Source organism: Pseudoalteromonas sp. Isolate6 (assembly GCF_022398435.1).
Taxonomy (GTDB): domain Bacteria; phylum Pseudomonadota; class Gammaproteobacteria; order Enterobacterales; family Alteromonadaceae; genus Pseudoalteromonas; species Pseudoalteromonas galatheae.
Genome location: NZ_JAKEVK010000198.1, coordinates 1 through 8,423, shown reverse-complemented (window position 1 = coordinate 8,423; position 8,423 = coordinate 1). Strand labels below are relative to the sequence as shown.

General features: G+C 43.0%; 9 protein-coding genes. 4 read left to right on the top strand and 5 right to left on the bottom strand.

Going from position 1 to position 8,423, the window contains the following annotated elements; translation table 11 throughout:
- Positions 1-114: 114 nt before the first annotated feature.
- On the top strand, positions 115-1,158 hold the full coding sequence (locus L1D50_RS19070; RefSeq protein WP_128728704.1) for a sensor domain-containing diguanylate cyclase: 1,044 nt from the start codon (positions 115-117) through the stop codon (positions 1,156-1,158).
- Between the two features lie 52 nt (positions 1,159-1,210).
- Here the strand turns inward: L1D50_RS19070 and L1D50_RS19065 are convergent, their stop codons facing one another.
- Entirely contained in the window at positions 1,211-1,912 is a 702-nt protein-coding gene (locus L1D50_RS19065; RefSeq protein WP_128728703.1) for a transglutaminase family protein, read from the bottom strand.
- 237 nt (positions 1,913-2,149) lie between these two features.
- Here L1D50_RS19065 and L1D50_RS19060 point away from each other — a divergent pair, with 237 nt between their 5' ends.
- Positions 2,150-2,548, top strand: a complete 399-nt coding sequence (locus tag L1D50_RS19060; RefSeq protein WP_128728702.1) for a hypothetical protein — start codon at positions 2,150-2,152, stop codon at positions 2,546-2,548.
- On the opposite strand, the gene L1D50_RS19055 is transcribed toward L1D50_RS19060, so the two are convergent.
- On the bottom strand, positions 2,545-3,234 hold the full coding sequence (locus L1D50_RS19055) for an AraC family transcriptional regulator (RefSeq protein WP_128728701.1): 690 nt from the start codon (positions 3,232-3,234) through the stop codon (positions 2,545-2,547). The genes L1D50_RS19060 and L1D50_RS19055 overlap by 4 nt on opposite strands.
- Positions 3,235-3,270: 36 nt before the next feature.
- Positions 3,271-4,194 carry a manganese-dependent inorganic pyrophosphatase gene (locus L1D50_RS19050; protein WP_128728700.1) on the bottom strand — a complete coding sequence of 308 codons (924 nt, stop codon included), beginning with the start codon at positions 4,192-4,194 and terminating at the stop codon, positions 3,271-3,273.
- Positions 4,195-4,401: 207 nt separating this feature from the next.
- Here L1D50_RS19050 and L1D50_RS19045 point away from each other — a divergent pair, with 207 nt between their 5' ends.
- Both L1D50_RS19045 and mutM read left to right on the top strand, forming a co-directional pair.
- Positions 4,402-4,887, top strand: coding sequence for a hypothetical protein (locus L1D50_RS19045; RefSeq protein ID WP_138524331.1), 486 nt, complete (start codon positions 4,402-4,404; stop codon positions 4,885-4,887).
- A gap of 24 nt (positions 4,888-4,911) precedes the next feature.
- Positions 4,912-5,721 (top strand): bifunctional DNA-formamidopyrimidine glycosylase/DNA-(apurinic or apyrimidinic site) lyase, encoded by an 810-nt coding sequence (gene mutM, locus L1D50_RS19040; protein ID WP_138524329.1) that lies wholly within the window; start codon positions 4,912-4,914, stop codon positions 5,719-5,721.
- 13 nt (positions 5,722-5,734) lie between these two features.
- Here mutM and L1D50_RS19035 read toward each other — a convergent pair whose 3' ends face one another.
- Both L1D50_RS19035 and L1D50_RS19030 read right to left on the bottom strand, forming a co-directional pair.
- Positions 5,735-7,354: a FapA family protein gene (locus L1D50_RS19035; RefSeq protein WP_239966616.1), complete on the bottom strand. Its 1,620-nt coding sequence runs from the start codon at positions 7,352-7,354 to the stop codon at positions 5,735-5,737.
- A gap of 164 nt (positions 7,355-7,518) precedes the next feature.
- The gene (locus L1D50_RS19030) at positions 7,519-8,412 is read right to left on the bottom strand and encodes a LysR family transcriptional regulator (RefSeq protein ID WP_128728696.1); all 894 of its coding nucleotides are present in this window, start codon (positions 8,410-8,412) and stop codon (positions 7,519-7,521) included.
- Positions 8,413-8,423 lie beyond the last annotated feature (11 nt).

The window sequence follows — 8,423 nt, the reverse complement described above, 5'->3', positions numbered from 1 at the left end:
TTATAACATAATCGTGTGAAAATATTCCTAAACATAGGTTAATTCTAGTATTTAAGACTATGCTTAAAAATTATGGCGCGTTATGCTAGTGGAAAAGAATAAAATCTTCGTATTATGTTGAAGAACTTTAGCAATGTTACGCAAAGGCTTAGAAGGCTCAGCTCGCAAGAACTTGATGTATCGGGAACATTTCAAAGCTTCCTGATTGATTTACTTGATGAAGGTAAGCTTACCTTAGACGTCACTCGAGTTTCTGTCTGGTTATTTGATGATCTCGACAAACCTTCTGAGCTTATCAATGTTGCAAACACGGATTGGCAGGGTGATGAATTACCTATGCAACTACCGGCCTTAAAGTATGAGAACTTTCCAGCTTATTTTTCTGCAATTAACAGCGGACAATCAATAAATGCGAACGACGCGGCTGCGGATCCTAGAACATCTGAATTTCAAGAGTGTTATTTAACGCCAAATCACATAGTAACCATGTTAGATACTGTGATCTTTAAAAATGGTATTCCACACGGGGTGGTGTGTTGTGAAGGAAATAATGGTGTACGCACATGGCACAAAGATGAAATTGCTTTTGCGGAGATGATAGCAGATTGCTGCAGTCGCCGATTATTGGTTAAAGAGCTATGGCAGCTACAGCAGCAACTCACAGATATGGCATTTAAAGATCCGCTCACTGGATTAAGTAATCGGCGCTTTTTAATGGATAATGCAAAACGTGAGATTAGTCGTCATGCACGCTTTGATCATCCATTTAGTATGATGATGCTAGACATAGATCAGTTTAAAAATATCAACGATAACCACGGCCATGAAACCGGTGATTTAGTGCTTAAAAGCTTTGCCGAAATCTGTGTGAATACCCTAAGGCTAGAAGATTGCATGTGTCGTTTAGGCGGCGAAGAATTTATCGTGCTGTTACCTAACACACCAGTAAACTCTGCAATGGTGATTGCCGAGCGCTTGCGACGGGAAATTGAGCTCGCGGTTATTTCCACACCGTCTGGGGAGATAGCCATTACATCAAGTTTTGGAGTTGCTGAAGTCAATACCAACTTACCGTTTGGTCATTCGTTAAAAGCAGTAGACCATGCGGTGTATCAAGCCAAAGCCTCAGGCCGTAACTGCGTGATACTTGCGCAGTAGCTGTGGTTTTAAATATGCCAGCAACAATTACGGCTAGGTTGCTATTTTGAATTCAGTTGAAGCGCCCGGCCCTTACGCGTTTTACTCGAAGATTTATCCAATGTCTCAAGCAGTGAGCATACAACCACTGCTTGATGCCAGTTAGATTTTTGTGTTGCTGATAAAGCGTATCTGGATTTGTAAAAACCCCTAAATCGCTTGTGATACTTTGCTTTTGAATATATGCACCATTTAACGAAAAGCGATTATTGGGTTGCTGTAAACAGAGAGTGGAAATACCAAATCCAGTAAAGTTTTTTGCCATTGAAAACCGTTGCTGAACCTGTTTAAGGTAGCCGTCATCTATTATGTAACCTTCAAGCTCTACCCAGCGCTCCTCTAGATAAACCTCAACCCAACTATGGATAATACTTTTTGGGGCAAACCATGTCAGTTGGGTAGGAATTAACCCTTGCTTTAGATCGTTTGCTATCTCAAATCCATGAACTCGTGTTGGAATATCACAAGCCCTTAGTAGTGCAACCAATAATGTTCCTTTGGTATTACATTGTCCATAGCCTTGCTTAAGCACTTGGCTTGCAGTTAGTGTATCTGTCTCACTATAACCAAATTCAATGTCGTCTTTGACAAAGTTATAGATTTGCTCCGTTGCCGTGATCGCATTAAGTTGCCGCCAATTTTTTGCTTCTATTAAACTTTGGATCTCTGAATGTTGATAATCAACTAAGGGGGTAGTTACTAAAAATTGCTTCATGGTTATGCTCCTATTTTGGTAGCAGTGTGATACAACTTAGGCAACTAAGCTTGAATAAACTGGCTAAATTCATAGTTAGTTAATGGGTGTACAATTAGATTTTTTTATTTTGTATTTAGGGAAGGATCCTATGAGAAAAACAACAAAGATTGTTGATAAGGAATGTACTGAAAAAGCACGGAAGCAGCGACCAGATGACTGCGATGATATATATTACGGTTATGAAGGGTTGCTTGCATGAAATGGAAAGTCTTATTTTATTTCTTACTACTGACGTTTATTGCCTCAATCTATGATGCATTTACGCTGCCGGATCATTTAGCAATAGAATCAAGCATGTTTACTGGGATTGTGTTATTGGTCGCAGATCTCTTAAATGTATTTGGTGCCTTTTGCGTCGCTTATGGTAAGCGTCCTATCACGGATGTGTGGTTTTGGAGCGTGTCCTTAGCACTATTTGTTGCTGCTAATGTTTACATTCAGCTTCAGGCATTTATTCAGTTTCGTATTGGCTATACGGTCGATGAGATGATTGTTCATTCGATTATTTTTCTTGTCGTATTAACCATATCGTCGCTGCCTATGGTCAAGTTGATTGGTGAAGCTTATAAACAAGGTAATAAACCGAAGGCTTAGTTTATAGTGCTTTGTGTTTTTAATGCCTCAGTCGGTGTGATGCCAAACTGCCGTTTAAATGTACGGCTCAAATGAGCGCTATCTGCAAACCCCGCGAGCATGGCAGCTTGTGTAAGGTTGTTGCCTTGCTGTATGGCAACAACTGAGCAGATCAGCCTGCGCCACAGCACATAAGGTCGCCACGCTATCCCCACTTGCTCGGTAAAAAGGTGTAAAAAGCGACTTGGTGAGAGATAAAGTGACTCGGCAATCGTATTGGCGCTAAAGTGATTGGGTTTAAGGCAAGTTTGTGCGTTAAAGCATGCATCTAATTGCGTCAATACACTGCCAATTCGTGGATCTAGAGCCGTCGTCGGGAGCTCGGTAAGCCCTACTGTGCGTATTAACTCGGCAAGCTTGGCATTGCTCTTTGGTGCAGTACTTATCTTGATTGCTGCACAGCCGTTGCTCTGGAGTTGCTTACCATACAAGCTTTTTGGTTCGACTAATATTACCCATCCTGAGGTCATTTTTAAGCTATGCTCTACGCCGCCTGCAATTACGCTTGGGCCAAATAGCGTCTTGTCACCGACTTGTGCGATACAGTCGCTCAAGGGCAGGTTGATTTGAATAAGGTGATGTGAATGGCACGCGGCATTCAAGTCTTTGACAAAAGAAGCGAATATACCCGGAGTGAGGTGCAGCATAAAAAACAGCCGAGGCGTTCACCTCGGCGGACAGTATTAACCAGCAAATGCGTCTTGCAATGGTGGTACAACTTGCTTTTTACGGCTCAGTACACCGTCTAACCATACTTTGCTTGCTTCAGGCTCAACGTCGTATGCTTTTGCGATGATCGTTTCATCATCAGAAGCGATCAGCATTTGTGAGCCTTCTTTCATGATATCAGTAAGTAGCAGCATCACACTGTGGCGATTACCTTCTTCTTTTAATTTCGCGATATCGGCATGTAGCTCATCTTTGATCTTATCAAATACAGCAAGATCAACTACTTCAAGCTGGCCAATACCAACAAGGTTACCATTCATGTTAAAGTCTTTGAAATCACGCATGACCAAGTCACGAATTGGTGTGCCTTCAACTGCTGACTTCACTTTGAACATTTCCATGCCAAGCTCTTTTGCATCATCAACACCCGCGATTTTTGCAAGTGCTTCAACACATTTAATATCCGCAGTAGTACAAGTTGGTGATTTGAAGATGACTGTGTCGCTTAGGATTGCACACATCATGATCCCAGCAATATTTGCTGGGATTTCTACATCGTAGAAGTCGTACATCATTTTAATAATCGTGTTACTACAGCCAACAGGGCGGATCCAACACTCAAGTGGTGTTGAAGTCGTAAGGTCGCCTAGTTTGTGGTGATCAACTACGCCAACCACAGTTGCTTTATCGATGTCGTCTGGTGCTTGTGTTTTTTCAGTGTGATCAACGATATACACATCTTCACCAGCATAGCTCATCTTAAGCTCTGGTGCTTCAAAACCAAAGCGGTCAAGAATAAACTGAGTCTCTGGTGAGACTTCACCCAAGCGCGTAGGGATCGCTTCTTCACCAATTTGGTTTTTTAGATAAGCAAGTGCGATTGCACCGCAAATTGAATCTGAATCAGGGATCTTATGACCCACTACATACATTGCCATTGACGGAACTCCTTAAAATTTTGCCCACATTCTAGCAAAATAACTTGCCATTTAAATAGTGTAAATGCGCAATTTGGCGTAGATAGGGTGCGGTAATGACAGATTGTTAAATTAGGCGGAATCGCCTCGGCGAGCAAGGGCTAATTGAGCATGTATAAATGCAAATTAGTATTATACACTAACCGTTCAAACGCTTAGGAGATGGGTATGATTCAAATGAGCCGTAAGGCGTGGAATAACGTGGTGATCTTTTCCATGTTACTGATGATCTTTTTTCTCAACGGACTCCACTATAAATTGAATCCCAGCGACGACAAAGCAAAGATACAAGCTGTGCTACCAGAACAAAGTTTTGTCCTAACCGTGGCATTTCCTGGCTATAAAATTGAACGTATTGGTACAAGCTGGCGTATAGAGCTACCGCAAGGCTCAAACCAGACCTTTAGTGAAGATACCCTAGGTGCGCTTGTCGCCAAATGGCAGAGTTTACAGCTATTGGTTGTTGAGGCGCCAAAGCAGTTGGAGCCCGCGCTCACTGCTGCGCAGTTTTGGCTGGCAACTCAAGAGCTTCCGCTCAGCTATCAACTGTATCCAAGCGATAATGGCTTTGTATTATTTGATAAACAACAACAGCGTTGGTTTGAACTCGATACTGAGCAAGCCAAAGCATTATTTTTACCGATAGAATTGTAATACCACACAGTAATAGAGTGAATTATGCCTGAGTTACCAGAAGTCGAAGTGAGCCGTTTAGGCATTCAACCGTATTTAGAGCAACATATTATTCAATGCGTAAAAGTACACAATGGTAAGTTGAGGTGGCCTGTACCAGAGGAAGTGCAATTGCTTGAGGGTGAGAAGGTGCTTGCGGTTAAGCGTCGGGCAAAATATTTGCTTATAGAATCCAAGCATGGCACTGCGATTTTGCATTTGGGGATGTCAGGGAACTTACGTGTTGTTGATGGCGCGGAGCCACTAAAAAAGCATGATCATGTGGAGATCATTCTGGCCTCAGGTAAGTCGCTCAGATTGAACGACCCGCGTCGCTTTGGAGCCTTTTTATGGCAAGGTGTGGGTGAAGATCATAGCGTTTTTGAAAAGCTGGGTCCTGAGCCGTTGACTGAGCTTTTTACTGCAGAATATTTATTTGAAAAAAGCAGAGGCAAAAAGCAGCCGATTAAACAATTTGTTATGGATAATCATGTGGTGGTTGGTGTGGGTAATATTTATGCCAATGAATCTTTGTTTAAAGCAGGGATCCATCCCAAAAAAGAAGCAGGTAAAATTTCACTTAAACGCTACCAAGTACTGACACCGATCATCAAGGAAACCTTAAGTGCAGCTATCAAGCAAGGGGGAACTACACTTAAAGACTTTGCCCAAAGTGATGGCAAACCGGGTTATTTTGCCCAAGAGTTGCTGGTGTATGGTCGCAAAGGTGAGCCTTGCGTGAGCTGCGAAACACCATTAAAAGAGATACGCCTAGGACAGCGCAGCACAGTGTATTGTTCTAAATGTCAGCGCTAAGGCAAAGTGCTGGCTAGGAGCCGGCGGTTTTAAAGTCTATCTTAACTTGGTTTTCTTGTAGCGTTGCTGAGCACGGGGGATAACTGCGAGTTGTTTTATGCACCCGGTCAAAGATGTGGATTTCAACCCCTGAATGAAGCGCTTTATTTGCCGCAAGCTTAGTGTTGTCGAGTAAATCGTGTAAGTCGTGATCAAGTTGACTGAGCTTTTGCTCAAGGTGCTCGGCTTGCTGGCAGTAGTGCATTTGTGTTGCGCCAATTTTAGTTTTGAGTTGCTGCTTTTTAGCAGCATCTTTTACTAACTCCGCTTTTTCAATCGCTTGCTGTAATTGGTCTAAAGAATCATTGGTAGCGGCGACTTCTTTGAACAGAGTGTCAGTTTCTTGGGTGATTTTAAGACCTTTGCGTGCCAGATAAATCATCATTTTAGCGCCAGACTCACTGCCAATTTCACCTGCAACTACCATTTGCGCATCAATGATTGAGCCTCCTATCAACTTGCCACTCGGTTGTTCGCCTGTACCAACTTGTATCAGCTTTTGCGCTTTAATGTCGCAGTGGTTGCTTTGCTTGTTGATAATAATGTTATCGCCTTCAAGGTAAGTATATTGGCCGTGGGCAATCTCAACATTGCCTTTGGCGATAAGTTTGCAGGTTAAGCCTTGCTCATTATTTTGATGGTCAACGTGGCCGATCACGCCACCTCGTACCTCAATGTTACCACCAGCGGTAAGTTCTCCAGATTCCACCGTGCCGAGCACTGTGATATCGCCTTGGGCGGTTACGCGCATACCAGGTTCAATATTATGGGTGACTACTACACTACCATTAAAGTCGACGTGACCACTTTTTACTGTGACGTCGGCAATGGTAAATACGTCATCAACGCGCATACCGTTGGTGATATCAGAGGGGCAACCTGCGATAGTAGCAATAAGCTCTAGTGGATTACTAGGGTTGATCTCAGTACCTTCACCCGCTACAAGCTGGAACGAATCGCCGGGTTTTGCTTCAATGCTCTCACCGGTTACAGTAAAGCCTTCTTTACCCGGCGTAGCAGGTTTTTGAGTCACCAGTAAATCACCAGGAGAAACGCTTGCAAGCTTGCCAAAGTCACGCATATCAACGGTGCCATCTTCACGCATTCTAGGCTGCTTAAGTCGTTCTTTTAGCGTTTGTATATGTGGCAGTAATTTGGCTGACTGGCCGTCTTGCGGTGGTCTACCTTGGGCGATTAACCCAGATGCTTCTTCACCAGGTGGAATTTCAAATTGTTTACGTAGGATATTTTCAAGGTAGGCTTGCTTATAGCCACGGCTTACGCCTGCTTTAACTATGATCTTTTTCGCTTCTTCTAATGATATTGCTTTACCACCACGAGCAGTTTTAAGCTGCCCAAAGGCCTGCATTTTATCGTCGCTTAAGGTAACTTCAAATTTTGCATCATGCTGTTTAGCAACCACAATTTGACTTTCAGGAAAGTCGCTTTGGAAAAAGGCCTTAATCGAGTCGTGATCGATTTCGCAATCAGCAAATTGCGACTTTTCAAGGGCTTCGATCACAAACGCAGCACTTGGCGGTGAAGCTGACTTCACATCCATTAAGATATTGCCATTGTGCGCAAGCTTGAACACGATAACTGCCTCGTCGAATTTTTATCCTATAGTTTCAGCTTGCTAAAGAAACATCAATTGGTCAAGTGCTTAGGCCAATTTTCTTACGTTAATATGGGTTAAGTTAAAAATCAGAAATAAAACGTGATTTTCTAATACTTCCAGGTGAATAAAAATCAGTAAGCTTAAAAATGTGTGGACTTGTCATGCGCTTCTTGCAGCAGGATTTTAATCGCTTCAGGAACAACCTTTTTCTGTGTTGAAATGGCATAAAAATACTCATAAATATTAGGCAGTTCCTGATACTGCTGTAGTACCCCTTGGGCTATTTCGTCTTTTACTACTACGGCAGGTAAAACGGCCACCGCGCCACTGTCTCGTGCCAGTAGTCGCATCATCGCCATATCGTCGACCTCTGCCAAAATGTTGGGAAAGTACTGATGCTGAGCGCATAGTGCATTAAATGCGGTGCGTAAATCTGAATTGGCGGGTGGCAAGATCCAGCGTGTTTTTTCAAAACCTTGTGGAAACTGTGTGCTGGGTTTAAGTGCAGGTGGGCCAACAATCGCAAGCGGTTGCTTTGCAACTAGTTGACACTGCCAGTAGGGGTCTGAAGTATCTAGGTTAATCGTTCTGTTGGTAAGTACTAAGTCCAGCTCATAATTGGTTAAGCCGTTGAGCAGCTCAGAAATACTGCCTGACTTTAACTTAAATTGCACATCGCTGCGTCGCATCAAAGGACTAATAAAAGCTTCTACAAAGTTACGTGACAGAGTGGTCAACACCCCGATAGTTACATGGGTGGTTGACTGCACGCCTTTGCTTAACAAGGCTTCGAGTTCTTGACCTGTGGTAAAAATATCATCGGCATAGCTCAGCACCTTTTTACCCTGATTGGTGAGCATTAGACTACGGCCTACGCGTTCAAATAGCGATACCCCGATATTATGCTCTAACTGTTTGATTTGCGAAGAGAGTGCAGACTGCGAAACATGTAACTCTTTAGCTGCTTGAGTCAAATTTCCAATCTTAGCAACCTGCCAAAAGTAGTAAAGGTGGTGATAATTAAGTCGGCTCATCTATATATAAG